Raw genomic sequence first — 24,434 nt, forward strand, 5'->3', positions numbered from 1 at the left:
TAGCATCATGTCAAAAGAAATCGTTATTAAAACTGAAAAACAATACGAAGACAACATGATTGCTGTATTCGAACTTCAGGAAAAAGAAGAACTCACTGCCGAAGACCTGAAGCAAATTGAATTAATGTTAAAGGCTGGCGAAAAATACGAAGCAGAGCATTTGTAGGTTGTAGCAAATTTCGTCACCCTGAATTTAGTTTTTCTTAGCCGTCATTTCGAATGAAGCGCAGCGTAACTGAGAAATCTTTGGAACTAATCTTTGTTTGACACTTCTTACACCTGCGCTTTAACAAAATCGCTTACCAAATAAGCAATTAATTTTGAAGTTAATTTACTTACTCTCCCGTCAAGTAATCGGGTTGCACCTTCGCTAATGTGTAAATAAGAAAACCTGTTGGGGTTCTTTAAAATCAATCTACGAACATCATTTACTGAAAATCCTGATGGTGTTTCTGCACTGGAAAGGACATTTTGAATGCTATCTAAATCTATTTCCAAACCAACCGTTTCACCCAAATCTGAAAGCATATTTTCACCTTGCTCACCTTTCAAAATATCATCAAAAAACAAAGCTTTTAATTGAGGATTGGTTTCTATTTGATTTAATATCGCTTCGTTATTATAGTTTTGATGTAAACCGTACATGAAATAATTCTGTAGAAATTTTTCGGCCAAAGCATAGGTAAATCCGTTTCCACTATGCCTTCCTTCTGGTTCTCTTAAATCAGCATGGGCATCTACATTTAAAACATCGATGGCTTTTTTATACCCTAAAGCTGTTCCCTTAATCATTGGATAAGCGTTATTATGCCCACCACCAATTACAATTGGAATTTTACCCGCAGCAACAATCTTTTCAATAACTGGATAAACCAAATTGTCGATTTCGGCAACTTTATCTCTCAAACTATCAACGGCTGAATCTTCAGGTTCTTCAATTTCAAAATGACCTAAAACAAGAATTTCCTTACCGCTTAAAAAACGATTACTTTGGATATTCAGAAAAGCCATTAAAGCTGGTCGCCAGGTTGTGGATGCACCTGCAATACCCGAATTAGCTCGAATGCCAATATCTTCCGGAATACCTAAAAGCACAAATTTAGATTGACTATCTTTAAGTCCATTTAATGAGATTGCCGCAGTCGATGAAGAATCTCCTTCGCAATGACGATATATATCAACCCTTTCGCCAAGCTTGGTTTCTCCATCACGATAAATTATGAGGCTATCAATATCGCTCTGCGAATATATTTTAAGGCTATCCATTATAAATTTCGCCATTTAAAATGATGGTCTCTATTTGCGTTTCGCCAAAGCTATAAGGCAAATAGGCTATTGAAGGCATCGGTTTCGTGATAAATAAATTTGCCTTTTTGCCGATTGCGATGCTGCCGTAATCATCGCTGATTTCCATAGCTGCCGCACCGTTTAAAGTTGAGGCATTTATGGCTTTTTCGGGTTGCATTTTAAGTTTTATGCAGCCTAATGAAACCACAAAATTCATATTTCCAGATGGTGTAGAACCTGGATTATAATCTGTGGCCAACGCAACGGCAACATTTTCGGCGATTAAGCTTTTCGCATCGGCAAAAGGTATACCAAGATAGAACGAACAAGAAGGTAATAGTGTTGCTATGGTAGAACTATTTTTTAACGCAGAAACCGTTTCATGATTGGTTTCTTCGAGATGGTCTACAGAAATTGCATTATTTTTTATGCCTATTTCTACTGCACCGGAAATGGAAAGTTGGTTGGCGTGTATTTTAGGTTTCAAACCATACTTTGCTCCAGCCTTTAATATTTCATCCGTTTGTTCGACAGAGAAAAATCCTTTTTCACAGAAAACATCTATATAATCGGCTAGTTTTTCTGCTGCTATTTTCGGCAACATTTCATTGATTATTAAATCGATGTAAGCTTGTTGATTATTTTTATATTCTGCTGGAAAAGCATGAGCAGCCAGAAAAGTTGCTTTTATTGGGATAGGAAATGCTTTTTTCAATCGGTTAATCACCCGTAGCATTGTGATTTCGCTTTCAACCGTTAGGCCGTAGCCACTTTTTATTTCTACGGCACCAGTTCCTTGCAAAATCATCTGCTTTAACCGAATGGAGGCGCTTTCAAACAATTCATCTTCAGTAGCTTTTTGAAGTTTATTTGCTGAGTTTAAAATTCCGCCACCTGCTGCTGCAATTTCCTCGTAAGTTTTGCCTTGAATTTTCATTGCAAACTCTTCCTCACGCGAAGCGGCAAAAACAATATGCGTATGACTATCACACCAGGAAGGGAAGACATATTTACCACTTACGCTGGTAGATGGAAGATTTGAAATGGAAGATGGCATTTGGCTCATTTTACCAAAATCCTTAATCAAATCATCTTCAATTAAAAGCCAAGCATTTTCCAAAATGGGTAAATTATTCATTTTGCTTCCGCGAAGGAGCAATGTATTTTTTGGGTGTAACCCAGCGAGGCCTTTAATATTTGTGATTAGCATTGAGTTTTTTAAGTATCAAGTAGCGAGAGTCAAATATAAAGATTAGACTTAAAGTCCATCATCCATTTCACATATTACTTCAATCCATTTCTAACAAAACCGGACAATGGTCGGAATGTATCGCATCGGGTAAGATTCTGACATTTTTTAACCGGCTTTCCATTGCTCTCGTGGCTAAATGGTAATCAATACGCCAACCTAAGTTTTTGCCACGAGAACCTGCTCGATAACTCCACCAGGTATAATGATGCGGGTCTTTATTAAAATGACGGAATGTATCGATAAAGCCATTATCTAAAAACAGTTGCATCCACTCACGTTCTTCAGGCAAAAAGCCCGATGAATTTGCATTTGATTTCGGGTTATGAATATCTACCGAAGTATGGCAAATGTTATAATCTCCACTTACGATCAGATTTGGAATTTCCTTTCTAAGTTCGCCAATGTAAACATCGAAGAAATTCATAAAAGCGTATTTTTTTAATTGCCTTTCATCCCCACTTGAACCAGATGGCATATACAAGCTCATCAACGAAAAATCATCAAAATCGGCCCTTAAGATTCTACCCTCTTTATCAATCCACTCTTCACCACAGCCAAATTCTACATGATTAGGTTTCATTTTAGTGAGAATGGCCACGCCGCTGTATCCTTTCTTCTCTGCAGGAAACCAATAATGATGATAACCCAATTGCTCTACCAATGCAATAATTTCAGGAATTTGCGCCGGCATCGCCTTTACTTCTTGCAAGCAAACCATATCGGCATTTGTTGCCTGCAACCAGCCAAAGAAGTTTTTTGTGCTTGCTGCACGTATGCCATTAACGTTGTATGAGATAATTTTCATGAAAGGTAAATTTAGAAATTAAATGATTAATGGCTATAGCAATTGAAGTTTCGTTTCGTTAAATTTGTTTATGAGCATCGAGGAATTAAAAATCGAAATCGCCAAAAAAGTTTTCGAAACTGATAATGAGCAATTATTGGAAGAATTAGATATGATTTTAAGCAGCAGTGAAAAAGTTGTATTAGAAGATTTGCCAAAACATGTTCAGGATGGAATTAAAAAAGGGCTTAAACAGGCTGAGGAAGGGAAATTAATTCCTCATGAGGAGGTAATGAAATTATACAGCAAGTATTTATGAGCTTACCTGTATTTTGGAGTGATGAAGCTAAAGAAACCTTTGACAGTATCTTTTGGTTTATTTTCAACAAATTCGGCGAAAAGGCAGCCCGGAAATTTTTAAAACAAAGTAATAAGGTTATTTCAATAATAAGAGTTCAACCGGAAATATTTGAAGCTATATCTTCAGAAAGATTTAGAAAAGGAAGAATTACAAATCAAACGTCCATTTTCTACGAAATTCAGAATAGCAAAATCCATTTATTATTTTTCTGGGATAATCGCCAAGAACCGCTAGTTTCTAAGTAGTTTTTTTTCTGTTAAAGAGTCTTTCATCAACATCTTCTCCAACTTCTTCGCCTCTCTTCTTTTCAAAATTGTAATGTCCATCTTAACATCGCTTTTTGGTCTATTATTTTTATCGGTTTCTAAAACAGCAATTTTATCTACCATTTCTAAACCCGAAACAATTTCACCATATACCGTATAATTTCTATCCAAATGAGGTGTACCACCAATGGTTTTGTAAACTAATCGTTGCCATTCTGGAATTTTAAATTTTAGTCTTTTCTCCTCTAAATTATTTAATTGCTCATCGGTAAAAACTTTTCCCTGCACCAAATAAAACTGACTTCCACTTGAAGCCTTTTCTGGATTATTATCTCTTGCCGCAGCCAAAACGCCTTTTTTATGAAAAAGACTATCCCTAAACTCAGCTGGTATGGTATACTTTGGACCGCCTTCTCCTAGCAAAGAATCTGGTTTCGCATTTCTAGAATCAGGGTCGCCACCTTGAATCATAAAATCTTTTATCACCCTGTGAAATAAAGTACCATTATAATATTTAGCTTTTGTTAGTTTTAGAAAGTTATCACGATGCAGTGGAGTTTCATTATATAGCTTTACAATGCACTCACCATATTCGGTTTTAATAAGGATATATTGAGTTTTAGGTTTTACGGCAAATGTGGCTAAAACCGAAAAAGTGCAGATAAACAAAAGTAATTTCTTCATTTAAATAGTGTTTGTGGCTAAATTAAGCTAAAAAATGAAATTCAATAAATAAAGTCCTTTAATAATCGGTTTTTTTTGCCTTAACTTTGTAGCAATGAAGCTAAAACAAAAAATAGCACTTTCTTTGGCCGTATTTTATGCGGTTAGTGTTATGGGTTTGGCTTTAAGTTTGCATTTCTGCGGCGGCAAACTAGAAAATGTTAAGCTTTTTAGCAATGTGGTTTCTTGCAAGTTTTGTAAAGATATTCCTGCCGAAAAGATAAAGGATGATGGCTGTTGCAAAAATACACAAGTTACGGTTAAGGTAAAAGATAGCCATCAAACAGCGGCGAAAGTAGAAATGCCAAAGCTATTTTCTATTCAGCTTTTTTTACATCCGCCAGTTTTAGAATTTCTAACGAACATTACGCCCACTTTTTTCAGCAAAATCAGCAACAAAGCACCGCCACTTTCCTCGAGGGTAGCTTTGCATGTTTTCAATTGTATTTTTAGGAATTAGGATTTAATAAACCCGTCATGCTGAACTTGTTTCAGCATCTATCATGCTATTAAAGGTTCTGAAAGAAATCAGAGTTGTTGATAGCCAAAAAGTTTATTCTAATTCAAAAAAATCATGAAAACTATAAAATTATTCAGTATTATTATGCTTCTTTTTGCCGTTAAAGTTTCGGCACAACAAATATCAACAGCAGATTTACAAGTAACCGGTTTAACCTGCTCGATGTGTTCTAATGCCACTCAAAAATCGTTAGAAACATTAGGCTTCATTAATACTGTAAAGCCAGATTTAAATAAAAACATTTTCGTTTTAACCTTTAAAAAAGGTGCTGATATTAACATCGATTTAATCCGTAAAAAAGTTCAGGATGCTGGTTTTTCTGTTGGTGGTTTAACTGCTGATTTCACTTTCAATCAGGTAAAAGTTGACGATAAAGGCCAGGCTATTGTAGATGGCAATGTTTATCGCTTTGTAAACGCAAAAAACAAAACTTTAAACGGAACGATAAAAGCTTCGGTGGTTGATAAAAATTTTATCTCTGGTACGGCCTTTAAAAAGCAATCAACCTCTGTAAATTCTGATGCTTATGCAAGCGGAATGGCTGTTGTAAACGGAAAGAAAACTCGTGTTTATCATTTAGTGCTTTCTTAGAAAATGAGAAGAATATTAATTATGGTGCTGGTTTTAGTCGGCACTATTAATCTCGTTTCAAGCCAGGAATTATATGTTTTTACGGAGCCTGCGAGTAATATGCCAACTAAATCAATTGGCGTTCGTTTAACCAATGAAGGCATGTTCAATAACCCTGGCTTTGTAAGCAGAACGATACCAGAGGTGATGTTTGGTTTCAACAAAAACCTGATGATGCATGCACAGGCTTTTCTATCAGATATGGATGGAAGATACCGTTTGGAAGGTGGAAGTTTATATGCCAAGTATCGTTTTTTATCAATTGATGAAGCTCAAAGCCATTTCAGGGCCGCAGCTTTTGGGCGTGTAAGTACGAGCAAACGACCAGGTTTTAGCAAAGATATAAACCTTGAAGGCGATAATTCGGGTTGGCAAGCAGGTTTAATATTTACCCAACTTTTGCATAAACTGGCATTATCAGCAACTTTGGGTTATGCTGATGCTTTTGCGAAAACAGATAAAGTATTACGACTTAATACCCCGCAACCCGATAAAATGCTTTCATATAGTCTTTCTTCTGGTTATTTGGTTTTACCAGTTGTTTACAAAAACTATAAAGAACCTAACTTTAATATCTATTTTGAAATGTTAGGCAAAACCGACCCTGGTACAGGTCAATCTTATTTGGATTTGGCTCCTGCCCTTCAGGTAATTTTGAATAGCAGCACCAGGATTGATTTGGGCTATCGCTTTCAGGCAATAGGCAATATGGTAAACCGATATACAAAAAACATGTATCTGCTTAGGGCAGAATTTAATTTTTTTAATGCTTTAAAATAACATAAAATGAAAAAAATAATGATAATGATGGCTATAATTGCCATCGCAACAACAAAACTAACTTTCGCACAAAGTAAAACTGATGCTGCTTTTAATCAGGTTTTAGCAGCATACTATGATGTGAAAAATGCTTTAGCTACTGATAAAAAAGATTTAGCGACAGAAAAAGTAAAAGCATTGTCGGCTAAAGTTGAGGCTATTCCACACAAAAATTTACCCGCTACAAAACATACGCTTTGGATGGAGCAAGCTAAAATCATTAAAGCAAAAGCAAGTGAATTGGCGGCAGGAAAAGACATCAAAGCACAGAGAAAATCTTTCGAAGGTATTTCATCCGCAATGATTAAAACGGTAAGAAATATTAAATTTAATGCGGCAACAGTTTATGTTCAGCATTGCCCAATGGCGAAAGCAAGCTGGTTAAACGAGAAAGAAAACATCGAAAATCCTTACTATGGGAGTATGATGTTTGATTGTGGCGATATTGCTGAAACCATAAAATCGAAATAATGAATTTGCATATCAAAAATATGGTATGCAACCGCTGTAAAATGGTGGTTAAAGCGGAGTTGGAAAAACTCGGCTTTAATCCTCTTTCGGTTGAATTAGGCGAAGTTTCATTTAAAGAAAATATTTCTGCTGATGATAAGCTCAAGATTTCCAATCAATTAAAATCATTTGGTTTTGAGCTTCTGGAAGATAAGAAAACCCAAATTGCCGAGCAAATTAAGACTTCAATTATAAACCTAGTTCATTATTCAAAAGAGCCATTAAAAATTAATCTTTCAGCTTATTTAAGCGAACAGCTTAAGCTGGAATATGCTCAACTCAGCGCTGTTTTCTCTGAAGCCGAAAATCAAACTGTTGAAAAATATTTCATCGCTCAGAAAATAGAGAAAGCCAAAGAAATGCTTACTTATGGCGAATTAACCCTTAGTGAAATTGCTTATCAATTAAACTACAGCAGCGTTGCCCATCTCTCTGCACAGTTTAAAAAAGTTACAGGCTTAACGCCATCTGCATATAAAGCTGAAACTTCGGATAAAAGGAAAACACTTGATGAGCTATAAGTTTCCGTAGACTGAAGTCGAGGGCAATGAATGTAGAACGAACAAGATAGCATTAGCTTAAATCCATTTTCCACGAACCCATTTTCTTTACCGTCGGTTTTAACCGACGGATTTGAAAGAAGAGTCTTACCTTTTTTCTTAACCTACATCAAGTTGCAATCATTTGACAGGCAATATCTTTGTGTATAAATTCAATTTATGTCAACATTATCTCAATTCAGAAGTTTTACTCAACGCTTACCACAAACTGATTTAATGCCAACAATTTTTATTGGTCATGGTTCGCCGATGAACGGTATTGAAAATAATGAGTTTAGTCAGAATTGGGTTGAATTGGCACAAAATATACCTGTGCCAAAAGCCGTTTTAGTGGTGTCAGCACATTGGTATACACACGGAACTTTTGTTACGGCAATGGATTTTCCATCAACCATTCATGATTTTGGGGGATTTCCGCAAGCGTTGTTTGATGTTCAATATCCTGCGCCTGGAGATGCAAAATTAGCTCAAGAAATCCCATCGTTAATTCATTCTACGAATGTTGGTTTAGACCATGATTGGGGTTTAGACCACGGCACATGGACCGTTGTAAGGCACATGTATCCAGAAGCGAATATTCCTGTTTTGCAATTAAGTATTGATTATACAAAATCACCGGCGCAACACTACGAAATTGCTAAAGAGATTTATGCTTTGCGCAAAAAAGGCGTTCTAGTTATTGGTAGCGGCAATATGGTTCACAACCTCCGAATGTTGAGTTGGGAAATGATTAATGGAGGCGGTTACGATTGGGCAAATGAAATGAACGATAAATTTAAAAACCTAATTGCAAACGGCGACCATAAACCTTTAATTGATTATAGAAATTTGGGCAGCGATGCAATGTTGGCCATACCAACCCCAGAACATTATTTGCCGTTGATTTATACCTTGGGTTTGAAAAACGATAAAGAAGAAATTTCTTTCTTTAATGATAAAGCGGTTGGCGGTTCTTTAACCATGACTTCGGTTTTGGTTGGGTAGGATTTCCATTAAATTTTTAGCTGCAACTTCTAATACATGTCATTCATAAGGTTAATTTATTTGAAAAAATCAATATGAATGATGCTTTAGGGCGCTCGTCATTGCGAGGCACGAAGCAATCTTATTTAAAAAATTGATAAAAATAAGATTGCTTCAGCTCGCACAAACCCAGCTTCGCAATGACGATAGTTTTCAAAATTCTATAACATTTTATGATTATTCTGTAACGCGATTATGTTGCTGTTCAGGTAAATTTGTATAAAAATTATATTATGACACATACCTATCAACTTACTGGCATGACTTGCAGTGGTTGCGAAAATAAAGTAAAAAACAACCTTTTAGTTTTACCTGATGTAACTGCTGTTGAAGTATCAAAAGATGCAAATTCTGCTACCATAAGCATGGATAAACACATTGGTTTAGATGCCTTGCAAAAAGCATTGGGCGGCAACGATAGCAAATACCAAATTACGGCAACAGCGCACACCGAAATGCTCGAAGAAACCAAATCGTGGGTAGAAACCTACAAGCCAATTTTATTAATTTTTAGTTATGTAACGGCAATATCGCTAATCGTTTCGTGGCAAAATAATACAGTAGACTTTATAGTTTTCATGCGTATTTTCATGGCTGGTTTTTTCTTAACCTTTTCTTTCTTTAAAATGCTAAATCTTAAAGCATTTGCCGAGAGTTATGCGATGTACGATATCGTGGCAAAAAAATTTAGTGCTTGGGGTTATATTTATGCTTTTATAGAACTTGGTTTGGGTTTAAGTTTTGCACTCAATTTGTCGCCAGTTATTGTTAATTGGGTTACGCTAATTGTGATGACGGTTAGTATTCTGGGTGTTTTAGAAAGTGTTTTGAACAAGAAAAAGATTCAATGTGCTTGCTTAGGCGCTGTTTTTAATTTGCCGATGAGCACCGTTACCATTGTTGAAGATGCGATAATGATTACAATGAGCGCAGCAATGTTAGTATGGATGTAAGAAAATTTAATGTTTAGAAATGGTGTTGGTTATATGCGCCAAATGGTGTTTTCCATGCCAGGCATAAGTGCCTAACATATTAGCTAAAGAAAATTCCATACCATGCTCAGGGTGGATATATGTTCGTTGAAAATGTTCAGTTTTTAAGGTTTTAAGAAATGTGACCAAACGCTGGTGCAAAGCCGCGAGTAATTCTACCGAAATTGAAATGTCGCCATTTTTTGCTTCTTCGGTTTCTGCCCAACGTTCTTCAAAATAAGGTCTGATAATTGGGGTATTTTCAGTAACTGCTAGTTTGAAACGAATGTACGCATTCATATGGCTATCCGGAAGATGATGAATGACTTGCCTCAATGTCCAACCATCAGGGCGATAAGTTTGATTTAGTTCTTCGTCACTTAAATACGCTGTCGAATTTTTGATTTGATTGGGCAAAGCCTCAATTTCTGAAATCCAGATTTTTATTTGCTGCTCATCGAAAATTTCAGGCATTGTAAACTTGCCTATAGGGTATTTTAGCTGTTCTAAATCCATACTGCAAAATAGCATTTTTAAGATTAGATTCTGCCACGGAAACACAGAAATCACGGAGAAAAATCTTTGAAGAAAGATACTGACCAGAAGCAAAGTGGTAAATGAAAGCGCAAAACAGATTCAGCGTGACAATGTGCTTTCTAATCCTTCTTATCCTGAAAATCCTCAAATCCTGTGCTACATCAATTTTTTAAGCCACTTTAAAAGTCCCATCTTTTCATCGTATGGAGGATAAACCATTTTGGTTACCCCTAATTTAGATTGGAAAACAACAGCCCTCTCGTGCGAGAAATTTTTGAAGCCAAATATTCCATGACTACTACCCATGCCGCTACTGTTAACCCCACCAAAGGGAAGATTAGGATTGCTGATGTGCACCAAAACATCATTTACACAAGTACCACCCGAGCTGGTTTCATTTATAATTTTTTCCTTATTCGCCGAGTTTTCAGAGAAGATGTAAAGTGCTAAAGGTTTATCTTTTGAATTAACAAAATCAATGGCTTTTTGAAGATTTTTATACTTCACTATCGGTAAAATTGGACCAAAAATTTCTTCTTGCATTATGCTGTTTTCTCCATTTACCGAAGTTAAAAGTGTAGGATGAATGGTTAAATTTTTTGCGTTTGTTTCTCCGCCAAATTCTAATTTAGCGCCATCATTCACGGCACTTTTTATTAGGTTACTTAATCTATCAAATTGTTTTTTGTTGATAATCTTACCGAAAACCTGTTCGTTAATTTTCCCATTATTAAAGAACATTTTTTGTACTGCAGTTTTAAAATGGTTTACAAATTCGGCTTCCAGTTTTTCATCAATTAAAGCATAATCGGGTGCTATGCAGGTTTGCCCTGCATTTACCAATTTGCCCCAGGCAATTTTTTCTGCGGCTTTCTTTAAATCAGCGGAGCTATCAATTATTGCAGGCGATTTTCCGCCCAGCTCCAACGTTACAGATGTTAGATTTTTAGCCGCCGCTTCCATTACCACTTTCCCAATTGCCGTACTTCCTGTAAAAAATATGTGGTCGAACGGGCGTTTTAATAACGCCGTAGAAACTTCAACATCCCCCTCAAAACAGGCGATTTCTTTCTCATCAAAAGTTGTTGATACAATTTTATGAATAACACTAGCCGTTGAACTGCTTAGTTCAGATGGTTTTATCATTACACAATTTCCAGCCGCAATTGCCGAAATCAGTGGACTCATAACCAATTGAAAAGGATAATTCCAGGGTGCAATAATTAAGCATACACCTTTGGGTTCATAATAAATTTTATTCCCTGCAAAAAGATTACTCATGGTTTTACCAACCGATTTTGGTTTCATCCAATTGGCTAGCTTTTTTATCGCATGGTCTATCTCCGCGTAAGTAAAAAATAGTTCGGTTACAGCGGTTTCAAAACGACTTTTACGTAGGTCGTTTTCCAAAGCAACATATATTTCCTCTTCAGAATTTTCTATCGCCTGCTTAAGAATTTTCAATTTTGAAATACGGGTTTTAGCATCCGTTTTACGTAAATCGAATTTGTGCTGCTGTTGTAAATCAAAAACTGATTTTATTTTTTGTTCAATCATTATCTGTCATCTTGAGCTATTCGAAAGATAATGCTAAGTCTTCGATAAACTAAGACTGAGACACTATTTCTATTTAAATTTAGTTAAAATCAACTCATTTCATCAAAAACTCATCCATTTAAAGCATATTGCAATAAATTTAAATCGCACAAATGAAGAAATTGTTTTTTGTTTTAGCATTATTAATCCCAACGGTTATTTATGCACAAACCATTAAAACAGATGTTTTGGTTTTAGGTAATTCGAATGCTGCTTTTGCCGCTGGTGTACAAGCATCAGAATCGGGCGTAAACTCCATCATTTTAACACAAAGTGATGGTTTCAAACTAAGCACCTTCAAAAATCTACCAAGTGGTGGAGTGAAAAAAGCTTTTGAAAAAAGGGCGAGAAAATCTTTAAAAATTGGGGATAGTGTTGCACTTCCTGAAATGACCAATCAAATTTTAAATGCAGTTATAAAAAACTGGGCAGATAGTTCTAAACTTTTGGATGTAATTAACAACACACCTTATTACGAAATAAAACGTTCTGGAAGTGGTTGGGAAGCAAAGCTTACTAAAGACAAAAGCATTAAAGCAAAGGTTTTAATCGTAACTGATGATATTGAAAAAGTGCTTCCGGCTTTAAAAGTTTCGAGTTTGAGACCAACAGAAACAAATGCTTTAAATTATTCTGAAAACCTTTACCGCACCACAATTGGCGGGATAAGCGAAACATCAAATTTTCTTTCACTCTATAATTTACTGATACCCAATCAGGAAAATATACACTTTATCAAACCTGATAATATCGAAATTGGCCAAGCAGCTGGTGCAACCGCAGCCTATGCAGCATTTTTTAAAACCAAAACCAGTTTATCTAATTTAAAAGGAATTCAAGGCGAATTATTAGCTTACAAGTTAGCACTTATACCTTTCGAAGATGTTAAAGTCGCTGATTCAAATTGGCTAGCCATACAAAAAGTTGGCATCACAGGAATTCTAAAAGCAGATATCGAGAATGGAAAGGTTTTCTTTAATCCTGAAAAAGTGGTAAGTTATAGTGAAATCAAACAGCCAATAAAAGATTATTATTACAAAGCTCAAATTTGGTTTGATGATCACCAGAATATTCCGATAAATTTAGAAAATACCATAGCTATGATTTGTTATGTTGGTAATAAAGCAGTAGATGCCACAAAATCTGAGTTAGAAAAGAAATGGAATAAGACTTATAAATTTTCTTCGAAATACGACTTAAAAAAGGTTTTAACACGAAGAGAATTTTCGGTTATCATAAATGAATATTTAAAGCCATTCGATTTGGTGAACGTGGATAAAACGGGCAGAGTAATAAGATAAATACATTTTTGCCACGGAAACACTAAAGACACGGAAAAGGTTAAATTTTATTGGTTTTTTTATTTTCTACTATTTAAATATCTCCGTGAATTCCGAGCTTCCGTGGCAATATTTTTTATACCTGGATTATGAAAAAAGTCAGTGGTTCCGTGGCAATTCTTCAGCATAAGGCGTTGTAACATTTCCATTTCCTTATAAATTTAGCTCTCGCATTATCTAAATTGCAGCATCCAAACAAAAATTCATGAAAAAATATTTATTATTCCTTTTGCTCTGCAGTGGAGAATATACTTTTGCACAACAAATAGCACCCTTAACTGTCGAGAAAATAATGCGTGACCCAAAATGGATGGGAACTTCGCCAACAAATTTTCGCTGGGCAGCTGATAGCAAGACACTTTACTTCAATTGGAATCCAGAGAATAAAACAAAGGAAGAATTATATAAAATATCTGCACTTTCTACAAAACCAATTAAAGCAGTTGAGAAAGAAGATGAAAAATTATTAAGCATCAACTATGTTTATAATAAGGATAAATCTTTGGGTTTGGTAGAAAAAAGTGGAGATATCTATCTTCAAAATTTTAAAACTAAAAAAGAAACGCGTTTAACCAATACTATGGAACGCGAAAGCAGTCCTGTATTTTTAACTAATGGAGATATCGCCTATCAATTAGGAGATAATATTTTTCAATTGGATTTAAAAACTGCCGAAACCAAACAGGTTACCAATTTTGTGAAAGGTAAAGCATCAGGTAGAACGCCTGCGAAACCTGCAACCGAGCAAGATAGTTGGCTTAAAGCGCAACAAACTGAATTATTTGACATCATCAAAAAAAGAAATGCGGAGAATCGTGGCGGAGGCACTCGTGGAAGCAGAGGTCGTTTTGGTGCATCATCATCCGATACTAAATCATTAAAACCACTTTATACTGATGATAGGTTTTTAAATGGAGTGGTGATTAGTCCTGATGCAAGGTTTGTCACCTACAAATTAACTGCGCCTGCACAAAACAACCACAACACCATCGTACCAAATTACGTAACTGCATCTGGTTATACAGAAGATATTCCTGGCCGAACCAAGGTTGGCGAAAACGAAAACATCTCTCAAGGATTTATTTACGATACGCAGAAAGATTCTGTTTACGCCATACAAACTGCCACGATCCCCGGAATTAAAGACATTCCAGATTTTTATAAAGATTATCCGAAGCAATTAGATTCCATCAAAAAGAAAAACGCTGACAGACCTGTTAATTTCTTTGGTCCGATGTGGAATGAAAGCGGAACTACAGGAATTATGGTTGCCACTTCGGCTGATAATAAAGACCGCTGGATTTTAAAATTAGATGCGCTCACAGGCAAATTTGACTTAATCGACCGCCAACATGATGAAGCCTGGGTTGGTGGTCCGGGTATCAGCGGATTCTTTCAGGGAAGCACGGGCTGGATAGACAATAATCGTTTTTACTACCAAAGCGAAGCTACAGGATATTCGCATTTATACGTTGCTAATGTTTTAACTGGAGATAAGAAGCAATTAACTTCAGGCAAATGGGAAGTTCAGTCGGTTCAGCTATCAAAAGATAATACCACGTTTTACATCAAGGCAAATAAAGAACATCCAGGTATTACTAATTTCTTTAAAATTAGTGTAAATGGCGGCGAGCTGGCGCAAATTACCAAAATGAAAGGTTTAAACGATATTACCCTTTCTCCTGATGAAAAGTACATCGCAATTAATTATTCTTACATGAACAAACCTGGTGAATTATACATTCAGCCGAATAAAGTTGGGGCTAAAGCCGTGAAAATTACGGAGTCTACCTCAGCTGAATTTAATTCTTACAAATGGCATGAGCCAGATATGGTGAGTTTCAAAAACCGTTATGGTGCTGATGTTTATGCAAGGGTTTATAAATCAGAAAATCCACATCCGAATCATCCTGCTGTAGTTTTTGTGCATGGGGCTGGCTATTTGCAAAACATTCATTATGGCTGGAGTACTTATTTCCGTGAGTATATGTTTAACAATTTACTGGCGGATAATGGTTACACAGTTATTGATATAGATTATACTGCAAGTTCGGGTTATGGCCGCGACCATAGAACCGGAATTTACCGCCACATGGGTGGGAAAGATTTAACCGACCAGGTTGATGGTGTGAAGTTTTTAGTAGAAAAATATGGTGTAAATCCTAAGCATGTTGGTTTATATGGTGGCTCTTACGGAGGTTTTATTACGTTAATGGCCATGTTTAACGAATCTGATGTTTTTGCTAGCGGTGCTGCTTTGCGTTCGGTTACCGATTGGGCACATTACAACCACGGCTATACTTCAAATATTTTAAACGAGCCATTTAACGACCCGATTGCATACAAAAGGAGTTCGCCAATTTATTTTGCGGATAAGCTTAAAGGCAACTTATTAATGGCGCATGGCATGGTCGATGTAAACGTTCACTTTCAGGATATTGTTCGGATTTCGCAACGTTTTATAGAACTTGGAAAAGATAATTGGGAGCTCGCTGTTTACCCTGTTGAAGACCATGGTTTTATTGAACCAAGTAGTTGGACCGATGAATATAAACGGATATTTAAACTATACGAAAATACATTGAAGAAATAGAACTTTTGAAATGCCTCTTGATGAAGTTAAGAGGCATTTTTTTGTTTGAGGGTTTAAAATCTTTATAAAAAAGAAATGCCTTTGGGAACCACTCCAAAGGCATAATCAACCTAAACCTCAAACTAAACTATGAAAAATCTTTTGTCTGTTAAGACTATATTTTTGTTTCCGCAAAGCGGATATTATTATTAATTTCTTTAAGAGATAAAATAAAATATTTGTTTCTCTTTTTGGTGGTGCAAAGGTAAGAACAAATAATTAATAAAAAAATATTTTTTTAAAATATTTTAGATAATACAAATCCATGACAAAAAGCAAAGTTTATAGACAATAGAAATCGATGCTAATCTATTTAAAATCAGCTATTTGAATTTGCGCTGTACAGAATTCATATTCTGAAATTTGGTTCGAACCAATTATCGTTAGCCTGTCTTTTGTGAAATTTTCTATAAGCTCGTGGTACCAACTTATGCCTTGAACGTCTAAATTACTGGTTGGCTCATCCAAAAACAGAAGCGGAGCATTAGAGCAGCAAGCTAAAGCTAACTTGGTTCTTTGCTTCATACCCGATGAAAAATATTTGATTTGTTTATTTATCGATTTCTCCAATCCTAAAACTGAAATTATAGATTTTGCATCCACTCCGTTGGCATAACTTTTAAACTTGAAGTGGAAATCAATTGCTTCTCTCAACGTAAAAGTTTCGACTAATTCCAGATATGGGGCTGCTAAACTAATATGTTTGTAAATATCCTCAACTGGAATGTCTGCATTGTTTTTCGAGAAAGAAAGGTTTCCTTCAGATGGGGTTAAATTACCGATAATCACGCTCAATAAAGTTGACTTTCCTGAGCCATTTGGCCCTAAAATGGCGTAACTATTGCCTGAATTAAATTCAAAGTTTAGATTTCTAAAAATCCATTCCTTATTAAATCTTCTACCAACGTTATCTAAAACTATCTTCATATTAGGTATAGAGGTATTGGCACTAGATGTCAAGGTTTGCTATTGTTTTAGCCATACAAACGCTATTATCCACACCAATATATTGCCCATAATTTGGTATAATGTGGTATCCAACCTTTTGATAAAGAGAAATTGCTTCTGGCTGTTTCTTTCCGGTTTCCAAAACACATTCGGAGAAACCGAGTTCTGCAGCCCATTTTTCTAATTCAGTTAAAATTTTAGCAGCATAACCTTTTTTTCTATTATCAGGATGAACAAACATCCGTTTAACCTCCGCTGCAACATCAGAAAATGGTTTTATTGCCCCACAAGCTACCGGATTCCCATTTAGATAAGCAATAACAACTTCTCTGATAGCATCAACTTTGTTGAATTGAGAATAAAAAACATGCTCATCACCGTCTCTAACAGCTAAATCCTTATCTAACAAGAGTACCAATTCTCTAAAATCGGTATTGTTTGAATCAGTTCTGATTAGCGTTAAACCACTCATGTATTATTTATTTACCACCTTAAATACTTAAGAAAATCTAATATAGAGCCTCTAAACTTTACTCTAAGCCAAATTAGCTTCCCATGCCGAAGCCTTTCATCACGCCTCTATTAGAATTGCGAATGAAATCAACAATCTCATCACGAATTTCAGTAGGTTTAAATTCAGCCTCAATCATATCCAAAGCTTTGGTTACGTTATTGTGTTTTACAAAAAGTACTCGATAAATTTCTTGAATTTCATCAATTTGCTCATTTGTAAAGCCTCTTCTTCTTAAGCCAACAGAGTTGATGCCTGCATAAGAAAGTGGTTCGCGTGCAGCTTTAACATATGGAGGTACATCTTTACGCACCAATGAACCGCCTGTTACGAAAGCGTAAGAACCAACCTTAACAAATTGATGAATTGCCACCAAACCAGCCAAAACAACATTATTACCAATCGTAATATGACCAGCTAAAGTTGTGCTGTTTGAGAAGATGCAGTTATTTCCAACTTCACAATCGTGAGCAATATGAGAATAAGCCTGAATTAAACAATTACTTCCAATTACGGTTTTCCACTTATCTTTTGTACCCCTATTAATGGTTACGCATTCGCGGATGGTTGTATTGTCGCCAATTTCTGCTGTGGTAACTTCTCCTGCAAACTTTAAATCTTGTGGCTCACCAGAAATTACTGCGCCGGGAAAAATACGACAATTTTTACCTATACGTGCTCCATCCATGATGGTTACATTAGATCCAATCCAAGTTCCTTCGCCTATAACAACATCTTTATGTATTACAACAAATGGTTCAATTACTACGTTTTCGGCAATTTTTGCCTGGGGATGTATGTATGCTAAAGGTTGTATCATTGTTGAGCAGGTTCTGTTTGTTTAACTTTTGAAATTTGTGCCATCATTTCGGCTTCTACAACGATCTTTTCGCCAACCATACCAACACCCTTCATTTGAGCGATACCTCTTCTAATTGGCTCAAGTAAATCGCAACGGAAAACGATTGTATCGCCAGGAAGAACTTGCGCCCTAAAACGTACGTTGTCGATTTTTAAGAAATAAGTAAGGTAGTTACTAGGATCTGGAACAGTACTTAAAACCAAAATACCACCAACCTGAGCCATTGCCTCAATTTGAATTACACCTGGAAAAACTGGTGCGCCTGGAAAATGACCTTTAAAAAATTCCTCGTTCATGGTTACGTTCTTAACCCCCACAACGTGATTTTTTGAAAGCTCAAGAATTTTATCTACAAATAAAAATGGCTGACGATGAGGCAAAATGTCCATAATTTGAACAATATCATACAATGGTTTTGCGCTTGGATCGTACACTTTCTGAATTTTCTTATTTTTTTCTTTCTTAATAGCTGCCTTTATCTTTTTTGCAAAAGCAACGTTTGCAGCATGCCCGGGTCTGGCTGCCATAATATGACCTTTAAGGTGCATACCAACCAATGCCAAATCGCCAATCATATCTAAAAGTTTATGACGAGCCGGTTCATTTTGATAACGTAACTCCATGTTATTCAAGATTCCCTGAGGAGCAACATCAATATCTTTTCGGTTAAAAAGCTTTGCCAAATGATTTAATTCATCTTTGGTTACTTCTTTATCAACAATTACAATGGCATTATTTAAATCGCCACCTTTAATTAAGTTATGTTGTAATTGATATTCCAATTCGTGCAAAAAGCAAAAAGTTCTACAAGAAGCAATTTCCTTTTTAAACTCAGCAATTGTATTAATACCGGCATGTTGACTACCCAAAACAGGAGAGTTATAATCAATCATACAAGTAAAACGATAGTCATCTAAAGGCATGGCCACAATCTCTACCTTTCTATCAGCTTCTGTGTAAGTAATGTTATGAGGGATAGTGAAGTATTCACGATCGGCATTTTGCTCAATCGTTCCAACTTCTTCTAATAAATCAATAAACTGAATGGAACTGCCATCCATAATTGGCGTTTCAGGTCCATCTAATTTGATTAAAACGTTATCAAGATCCATACCTACCAAAGAAGCCATTACATGCTCTACAGTGCTAACACTAGCGCCATTTTGTGTAATGGTTGTTCCGCGAGAAGTATCGGTAACGTTATCTGCGTCTGCATCAATAATCGGCTCACCTTCTAAATCTATACGTTGAAATTTAAAGCCGTGATTTTCTGGCGCAGGGCAAAAAGTTAAGGTAACATTAGCACCAGTGTGTAAACCCACGCCCGAAGCTGATATTTCTTTGTTAATCGTTCTTTGTCTAACGTTCATTGTTTATTGTATTCTTTTCGATTTCAGATGTAAGTCTTTTTATTTCTTCTTCGAGTACGTTTATTCTTTTTTCAACATCAGGTAGATGTTTAAAAATTACTGAAGCACGCATCCAATTGCGCAAAGGTTGCGCAGGGCTGCCATGCCATTGTTTGTTTTCTTCGGTAATATTAAAGTTTATTCCGGCTTGCGCACCGATTTGCGTTCCTTTAGCTAAAGTTAAATGTCCGGCAATACCAACCTGTCCACCAATAACGCTATTTGGGCCTATTTTAGTACTACCAGAAACGCCAGATTGAGCCGCCAAAACTGTATTTTCTCCAATTTCTGCATTATGCGCAATCTGAATCAAATTATCAATTTTTGCTCCTTTTTTAATGATGGTAGAACCCATTGTAGCTCTATCTATTGTTGTATTCGCACCAATTTCAACATCATCTTCTATGATAACATTACCAATTTGTGGTATTTTATTGTAAGTGCCGTCCTTTTGAGGTGCAAAACCAAAACCATCGCTGCCGATAACTGTATTTGAGTGGATAATAACTCTTTTCCCAATAACAGAATTATGATAGATTTTAACCCCCGGGAAGAAAGTGCTGTTTTCCCCTATTTTAGAGTTGGCACCAACAAATGTTTGTGCCTTAAGCTTACATCCATCAGCAATTTCTACATTTTCAGCAACGTAGGCAAAAGCATCAATAAAAACATTTTTACCGATTTTTGCAGTTGGGTGAACAAATGCTAATTTATCAATACCAGTTTGTTCAGATTGCGCATTCATTGCTTCGTTATACTTATCCAACAATACAGTAAAAGAACTGTAAGGGTTTTCTACACGAATCAAAGTGCTTGTATATTTTTGAGTTGGACTAAAATCTTTAGATACGATAACAACCGAAGCTTTAGTGGAATACAAAAAGTTCTCGTACTTAGGATTGGAAAGAAAGGACAAAGAGCCTTCTTTACCATCTTCTATTTTAGAGAGTTCGCTAACGGTTACATCAGGGTTACCATCAATGGAACCATTTAAAAACTCGCTTATCTGCTTGGCAGTAAATTGCATCGTACAAAGGTAAATGTTAAATTGATATGAACAAAAAAACCTGTAAGGGTTAAATAGTGTATATTTTACACAATAATAAGACTTAAAACGCCTCTAAAAACTAAATATTTTGTTAAATAATCTTAAATGCCACGGGGGTAACAAAGAATATATTTCTCTACCGTTTTTTGTAGCGACTCTAAATTCGATAAATCAGATGCTTTGGCTATATCAACAATATCGTTGTTCTTCATTAATATTTTAATGTTACCAACGCCTGCATTATACGCCCGATTTTGGATAGTATCTGTAAAAACAAAGTAGCTTGCTTCTTCTACATTAATCCCCAATAAATCTTTGGTTGCGTTTTGTAAAAAATCTACGCGTTCATCACTTGCTTTTTCATTACTCATTTCCACTTTATACAAGTTTCTGGATGTTAACATTTTACACAAAGTTGATAAAATTTTATCTGGATGCTGAACCCAAACTTTTACCGCAGCATAAATATCTTGATCATCCAAATTGGTAAAGTGCTCTAAATGCGCTGGATTTTCAAAAAAATTACGTTCGTTAATATTGTTCTTTAAAAAATAATTTAGTGATGGCGATGCGAACAATTCTGCCCCAATATTAGTCAAATGTTTTGCTCTTTCTAATAGTTTAACCAGAATCATCTCGCCAGAAATAACAGTTTTATGCAAATAAACCTGCCAATACATTAATCTGCGGGCGATTAAAAATTTCTCAATAGAATAAATTCCTTTTTCTTCGATAACTAAATCATCATCAAAAACATTAAACATTTTTATTATTCTGTCGAAACTTATTACACCTTCGCTTACGCCGGTAAAAAAGCTATCGCGATTCAGGTAGTCCATTCTATCTAAATCCAGCTGACCAGAAATTAATTGGTGAAGGAATCTTTTAGGATACGTACCATTAAAAATCTCAATTGCGTGAGTTAGTTTTCCGTTAAAATGCTGGTTTAAATCCTGCATCAACTTTGCTGAAATATCTTCGTGCTTAATTCCGGTAACTAAAGAATGTTCGAGTGCATGAGAAAAAGGACCATGACCAATATCGTGCAGTAAAATAGCCAGTATTGCAGCTTCTTCCTCCCCATCGGTAATTACATGCCCTTTACTTTTTAAAAGAGCAATGGCCAAACTCATTAAATGCATTGCACCTAGAGCATGATGAAAACGAGTATGCAAAGCGCCTGGATAAACCAAATGCGTCATACCGAGTTGCTTGATGTAACGTAATCGCTGAAAACTGGAGTGTGAGATTACATCATAAACCAGTTCGCTATGGATACTAATAAATCCGTAAACCGGATCGTTTATTATTTTTTTCTTGTTCAATCGTTAAAAATAGTTAAATAGATAGATACGGTACAAAAATTGCTATTTTTATTTATAGTTTGATTTACCTGCCGGAATATAAAGGCGCTTATACCCTATTTTTACAAAAACATGCAAGAAACTAAAATTTTGTGGGCCGATGATGAAATCGACTTGCTAAAACCTCATATATTACTACTTAATGATAAAGGTTATACTGTGGATACCTTTACAAATGGCAATGATGCGCTAGAAGCGTTCGGTAAATCGCATTTCGATTTAGTTTTTTTAGATGAAAATATGCCGGGCATGACTGGCATAGAAACCTTATCAGCTATTAAAAATCTAAATCCTGATGTTCCGGTAGTTTTAATTACCAAAAGTGAAGAAGAAAACCTGATGGAAGATGCTATTGGTAGTAAGATAGACGATTATCTGATTAAGCCGGTAAACCCTAAACAAGTACTGCTTACCATTAAAAAGCTAATTGATAATAAGCGTTTGGTTAGTGAAAAAACCTCAATGGCTTATCAACAAGATTTTCGCCGGTTAGGTATGACTTTGAGCGATAAGCTTAATTACGAAGAATGGATTGATGTTTACAAGAAAATTGTTTTCTGGGAATTAGAGCTTGAAAAATTAGATGACCCACAAATGCATGAAATTTTAACCATGCAAAAGCAGGAAGCAAATACACAATTCTCGAAATTCATAGAAGAGCATTATCTAGGTTGGATTAAAGAAAAAGACAAAGCGCCTTTACTTTCAAACGAGTTATTAAAGAAAAAAGCTTTTCCGCACATTAACGATACCACTCCGGTATTTTTTATATTGATTGATAATCTTCGTTACGACCAGTGGAAAATCATTAATCCGTTAATTTCTGAGTATTTCCGTATTGATGAAGAAGATATGTACACCAGTATTCTTCCAACAGCAACTCAATACGCTCGAAACGCTATTTTTTCTGGCTTAATGCCTTTAGAAATGGAGAAACGTTTCCCTGCCTTATGGCAAAATGATGATGATGAAGGCGGAAAAAACATGCACGAAGAAGAGTTTTTAGCTGACAATATCAAGCGTAGCTTACGTAAAGATTGCAAGTTTAGCTACAATAAAATTCTAACTTTTGAGCAAGGCAAAGATTTAGTGGAGCAAACCAATAACTTGCTTAAGAATGATTTTAATGCAATTGTTTTCAATTTTGTTGATATGTTAAGCCATGCCCGTACGGATATGCAGATGATACGCGAACTCGCAAATGATGACGCAGCTTATCGATCTTTAACATTATCATGGTTTGAGCATTCGCCCTTATTCGATTTATTGAAAAAAATATCGCAAAAACAGGTTAAGGTTGTCATCACTACAGATCACGGAACCATCCGTGTTAAAAAACCGGTTAAGGTAATTGGCGATAGAAGCACAAATACAAACTTAAGATATAAACAGGGCAGAAATTTAAACTTCAATGCGAAAGAGGTTTTTGCGATTAAAAACCCCCATGATGCCTTATTGCCGAAAATTAACATCAGCAGCAGTTATATCTTTGCAAGAGAAGACAGCTATTTCGTTTATCCGAATAACTATAACCAATTTGTAAATTATTATAACGAAACGTTTCAGCATGGCGGAATTTCATTAGAAGAAATGATTATTCCTGTGGTAACGTATTCTCCAAGGTAGATATTACAATAGCTCGTCGTCATTTCGAGTGCAGCGCAGCGGAATCGAGAAATCTTTTAACTTGAAAAAAAATAATTCCAAAGATTTCTCCGCATCAGTCGAAATGACGTTTAATAATTGTATGAAGATAACTCTAAAGGCAAAAGCGATACATTTATGTATTACTTTTGCCTTTATTTTTTATTATGGAAATAACCGTTAATAGTATAGCCGATTTACCAAAAGTTGCCCAACAGCTTTTAGATTTTGCCAACGAAGAAAAGATTTTCATTTTTAACGGCGAAATGGGTGCTGGCAAAACCACATTCATAAAAGTTTTATGCAACGCACTTGGCGTAACTGATGTTGTTTCAAGTCCAACATATTCCATCGTTAATGAATATGTAAGTCAAAAAGGTTCAGTTTTTCATTTCGATTTTTACAGGATTAAAAATATTCAGGAAGCTTATGATTTAGGTTACGAAGAATACTTTTATGGCGGAGGAATTTGCCTGATTGAATGGCCTGAAAGAGTTGAAGAATTATTACCTGAAGAATTGATTAAAGTAGATATCGGCATTGCTGATGATGGGCAAAGAACATTTATCTTTTCCAAAGGACAGAATTAATAGTTTTTCTTGATTTTAATTAGAAAATGAACATTTAGCAATTATTGGCAATTTTAGTCCCGACAGCCGCGGCAGCCTCCCGAAGAAAAATCGGGAGGCTGCCGCGGCTGTCGGGTTTACAATTAAAGTTTTTTGCTAAAGCCGCTAGTTTGCTTAATAAAACAGGCAGCTGAAGCAGCCTGCAATGATGGCAATTTTCTCCAAATGCACATTATCTGCAATCGCAATTCATTGCCGTTGGTTTCAA

Annotated in this window: 26 protein-coding genes; 14 read left to right on the forward strand and 12 right to left on the reverse strand. The window is 35.7% G+C overall.

Translation table 11 applies throughout. The features are described 5' to 3' along the window. Window positions 1-7 precede the first annotated feature (7 nt). Window positions 8-166 carry a hypothetical protein gene (locus tag QWY86_RS07790; RefSeq protein ID WP_290240554.1) on the forward strand — a complete coding sequence of 53 codons (159 nt, stop codon included), beginning with the start codon at window positions 8-10 and terminating at the stop codon, window positions 164-166. A 107-nt stretch (window positions 167-273) separates the two neighbouring features. On the opposite strand, the gene QWY86_RS07795 is transcribed toward QWY86_RS07790, so the two are convergent. From QWY86_RS07795 to QWY86_RS07805, 3 genes are all read right to left on the reverse strand, one after another. Further along, window positions 274-1,266, reverse strand: coding sequence for a formimidoylglutamase (locus QWY86_RS07795; protein ID WP_290240556.1), 993 nt, complete (start codon window positions 1,264-1,266; stop codon window positions 274-276). Continuing rightward, complete coding sequence (gene hutI / locus QWY86_RS07800) at window positions 1,259-2,497, reverse strand: imidazolonepropionase (protein WP_290240559.1); 1,239 nt, start codon at window positions 2,495-2,497, stop codon at window positions 1,259-1,261. The genes QWY86_RS07795 and hutI overlap by 8 nt, the downstream gene beginning before the upstream one ends. A 79-nt stretch (window positions 2,498-2,576) precedes the next feature. After that, window positions 2,577-3,344: an exodeoxyribonuclease III gene (locus QWY86_RS07805; RefSeq protein WP_290240561.1), complete on the reverse strand. Its 768-nt coding sequence runs from the start codon at window positions 3,342-3,344 to the stop codon at window positions 2,577-2,579. Between the two features lie 70 nt (window positions 3,345-3,414). Between QWY86_RS07805 and QWY86_RS07810 the strand changes: the two genes are divergently transcribed. Both QWY86_RS07810 and QWY86_RS07815 read left to right on the forward strand, forming a co-directional pair. After that, window positions 3,415-3,642: a hypothetical protein gene (locus QWY86_RS07810; protein WP_290240563.1), complete on the forward strand. Its 228-nt coding sequence runs from the start codon at window positions 3,415-3,417 to the stop codon at window positions 3,640-3,642. Further along, complete coding sequence (locus QWY86_RS07815) at window positions 3,639-3,929, forward strand: type II toxin-antitoxin system RelE/ParE family toxin (protein WP_290240566.1); 291 nt, start codon at window positions 3,639-3,641, stop codon at window positions 3,927-3,929. The genes QWY86_RS07810 and QWY86_RS07815 overlap by 4 nt, the downstream gene beginning before the upstream one ends. On the opposite strand, the gene QWY86_RS07820 is transcribed toward QWY86_RS07815, so the two are convergent. Continuing rightward, the gene (locus QWY86_RS07820; RefSeq protein ID WP_290240569.1) at window positions 3,915-4,634 is read right to left on the reverse strand and encodes a peptidylprolyl isomerase; all 720 of its coding nucleotides are present in this window, start codon (window positions 4,632-4,634) and stop codon (window positions 3,915-3,917) included. The two genes, QWY86_RS07815 and QWY86_RS07820, sit on opposite strands and share 15 nt — an antisense overlap. A gap of 94 nt (window positions 4,635-4,728) precedes the next feature. On the opposite strand from QWY86_RS07820, the gene QWY86_RS07825 reads away from it, so the two are divergent. The 7 genes from QWY86_RS07825 (at window position 4,729) to QWY86_RS07855 (ending at window position 9,688) form a co-directional block, all read left to right on the forward strand. Continuing rightward, window positions 4,729-5,133, forward strand: coding sequence for an HYC_CC_PP family protein (locus tag QWY86_RS07825; protein ID WP_290240571.1), 405 nt, complete (start codon window positions 4,729-4,731; stop codon window positions 5,131-5,133). Window positions 5,134-5,247: 114 nt separating this feature from the next. Further along, a complete protein-coding gene (locus QWY86_RS07830; protein ID WP_290240573.1) occupies window positions 5,248-5,784 on the forward strand; it encodes a heavy-metal-associated domain-containing protein in 537 nt (178 codons plus the stop codon). A gap of 3 nt (window positions 5,785-5,787) precedes the next feature. Continuing rightward, complete coding sequence (locus QWY86_RS07835) at window positions 5,788-6,603, forward strand: hypothetical protein (RefSeq protein ID WP_290240575.1); 816 nt, start codon at window positions 5,788-5,790, stop codon at window positions 6,601-6,603. 6 nt (window positions 6,604-6,609) lie between these two features. Next, window positions 6,610-7,113: a DUF3347 domain-containing protein gene (locus QWY86_RS07840; RefSeq protein ID WP_290240577.1), complete on the forward strand. Its 504-nt coding sequence runs from the start codon at window positions 6,610-6,612 to the stop codon at window positions 7,111-7,113. Next, a complete protein-coding gene (locus QWY86_RS07845) occupies window positions 7,113-7,673 on the forward strand; it encodes a helix-turn-helix domain-containing protein (RefSeq protein ID WP_290240579.1) in 561 nt (186 codons plus the stop codon). Before QWY86_RS07840 ends, QWY86_RS07845 begins: the two co-directional genes overlap by 1 nt. Window positions 7,674-7,871: 198 nt before the next feature. Continuing rightward, on the forward strand, window positions 7,872-8,696 hold the full coding sequence (gene ygiD, locus QWY86_RS07850; RefSeq protein ID WP_290240581.1) for a 4,5-DOPA-extradiol-dioxygenase: 825 nt from the start codon (window positions 7,872-7,874) through the stop codon (window positions 8,694-8,696). A gap of 272 nt (window positions 8,697-8,968) precedes the next feature. Further along, on the forward strand, window positions 8,969-9,688 hold the full coding sequence (locus tag QWY86_RS07855; RefSeq protein WP_290240584.1) for a heavy-metal-associated domain-containing protein: 720 nt from the start codon (window positions 8,969-8,971) through the stop codon (window positions 9,686-9,688). A gap of 6 nt (window positions 9,689-9,694) precedes the next feature. Here the strand turns inward: QWY86_RS07855 and QWY86_RS07860 are convergent, their stop codons facing one another. Both QWY86_RS07860 and QWY86_RS07865 read right to left on the reverse strand, forming a co-directional pair. Next, window positions 9,695-10,222: a YfiT family bacillithiol transferase gene (locus QWY86_RS07860; RefSeq protein WP_290240586.1), complete on the reverse strand. Its 528-nt coding sequence runs from the start codon at window positions 10,220-10,222 to the stop codon at window positions 9,695-9,697. Between the two features lie 177 nt (window positions 10,223-10,399). Then, on the reverse strand, window positions 10,400-11,800 hold the full coding sequence (locus tag QWY86_RS07865) for an aldehyde dehydrogenase family protein (protein WP_290240588.1): 1,401 nt from the start codon (window positions 11,798-11,800) through the stop codon (window positions 10,400-10,402). Between the two features lie 152 nt (window positions 11,801-11,952). On the opposite strand from QWY86_RS07865, the gene QWY86_RS07870 reads away from it, so the two are divergent. Next, window positions 11,953-13,140 (forward strand): hypothetical protein, encoded by a 1,188-nt coding sequence (locus tag QWY86_RS07870; RefSeq protein WP_290240591.1) that lies wholly within the window; start codon window positions 11,953-11,955, stop codon window positions 13,138-13,140. A gap of 244 nt (window positions 13,141-13,384) precedes the next feature. Beyond that, the gene (locus tag QWY86_RS07875) at window positions 13,385-15,772 is read left to right on the forward strand and encodes a S9 family peptidase (protein ID WP_290240593.1); all 2,388 of its coding nucleotides are present in this window, start codon (window positions 13,385-13,387) and stop codon (window positions 15,770-15,772) included. 348 nt (window positions 15,773-16,120) lie between these two features. On the opposite strand, the gene QWY86_RS07880 is transcribed toward QWY86_RS07875, so the two are convergent. The 6 genes from QWY86_RS07880 to QWY86_RS07905 form a co-directional block, all read right to left on the reverse strand. Next, complete coding sequence (locus QWY86_RS07880; protein ID WP_290240595.1) at window positions 16,121-16,738, reverse strand: ABC transporter ATP-binding protein; 618 nt, start codon at window positions 16,736-16,738, stop codon at window positions 16,121-16,123. A gap of 22 nt (window positions 16,739-16,760) precedes the next feature. Further along, window positions 16,761-17,231 (reverse strand): GNAT family N-acetyltransferase, encoded by a 471-nt coding sequence (locus QWY86_RS07885; RefSeq protein WP_290240597.1) that lies wholly within the window; start codon window positions 17,229-17,231, stop codon window positions 16,761-16,763. 73 nt (window positions 17,232-17,304) lie between these two features. Continuing rightward, window positions 17,305-18,090 carry an acyl-ACP--UDP-N-acetylglucosamine O-acyltransferase gene (gene lpxA / locus QWY86_RS07890; RefSeq protein ID WP_010599175.1) on the reverse strand — a complete coding sequence of 262 codons (786 nt, stop codon included), beginning with the start codon at window positions 18,088-18,090 and terminating at the stop codon, window positions 17,305-17,307. Further along, a complete protein-coding gene (locus QWY86_RS07895) occupies window positions 18,087-19,502 on the reverse strand; it encodes a bifunctional UDP-3-O-[3-hydroxymyristoyl] N-acetylglucosamine deacetylase/3-hydroxyacyl-ACP dehydratase (RefSeq protein WP_290240610.1) in 1,416 nt (471 codons plus the stop codon). Before QWY86_RS07895 ends, lpxA begins: the two co-directional genes overlap by 4 nt. After that, window positions 19,492-20,568: a UDP-3-O-(3-hydroxymyristoyl)glucosamine N-acyltransferase gene (gene lpxD, locus QWY86_RS07900; protein ID WP_290240611.1), complete on the reverse strand. Its 1,077-nt coding sequence runs from the start codon at window positions 20,566-20,568 to the stop codon at window positions 19,492-19,494. Before lpxD ends, QWY86_RS07895 begins: the two co-directional genes overlap by 11 nt. A gap of 122 nt (window positions 20,569-20,690) precedes the next feature. Beyond that, on the reverse strand, window positions 20,691-21,914 hold the full coding sequence (locus tag QWY86_RS07905; protein WP_290240613.1) for an HD domain-containing protein: 1,224 nt from the start codon (window positions 21,912-21,914) through the stop codon (window positions 20,691-20,693). Window positions 21,915-22,025: 111 nt separating this feature from the next. Here QWY86_RS07905 and porX point away from each other — a divergent pair, with 111 nt between their 5' ends. Continuing rightward, a complete protein-coding gene (gene porX, locus QWY86_RS07910) occupies window positions 22,026-23,579 on the forward strand; it encodes a T9SS response regulator signal transducer PorX (protein ID WP_290240615.1) in 1,554 nt (517 codons plus the stop codon). A gap of 185 nt (window positions 23,580-23,764) precedes the next feature. Beyond that, a complete protein-coding gene (tsaE, locus tag QWY86_RS07915; RefSeq protein WP_290240617.1) occupies window positions 23,765-24,187 on the forward strand; it encodes a tRNA (adenosine(37)-N6)-threonylcarbamoyltransferase complex ATPase subunit type 1 TsaE in 423 nt (140 codons plus the stop codon). The last annotated feature ends 247 nt before the right edge of the window (window positions 24,188-24,434 follow it).

This window comes from Pedobacter aquatilis (genome assembly GCF_030409415.1).
In the GTDB taxonomy this organism is placed as follows: domain Bacteria; phylum Bacteroidota; class Bacteroidia; order Sphingobacteriales; family Sphingobacteriaceae; genus Pedobacter; species Pedobacter aquatilis.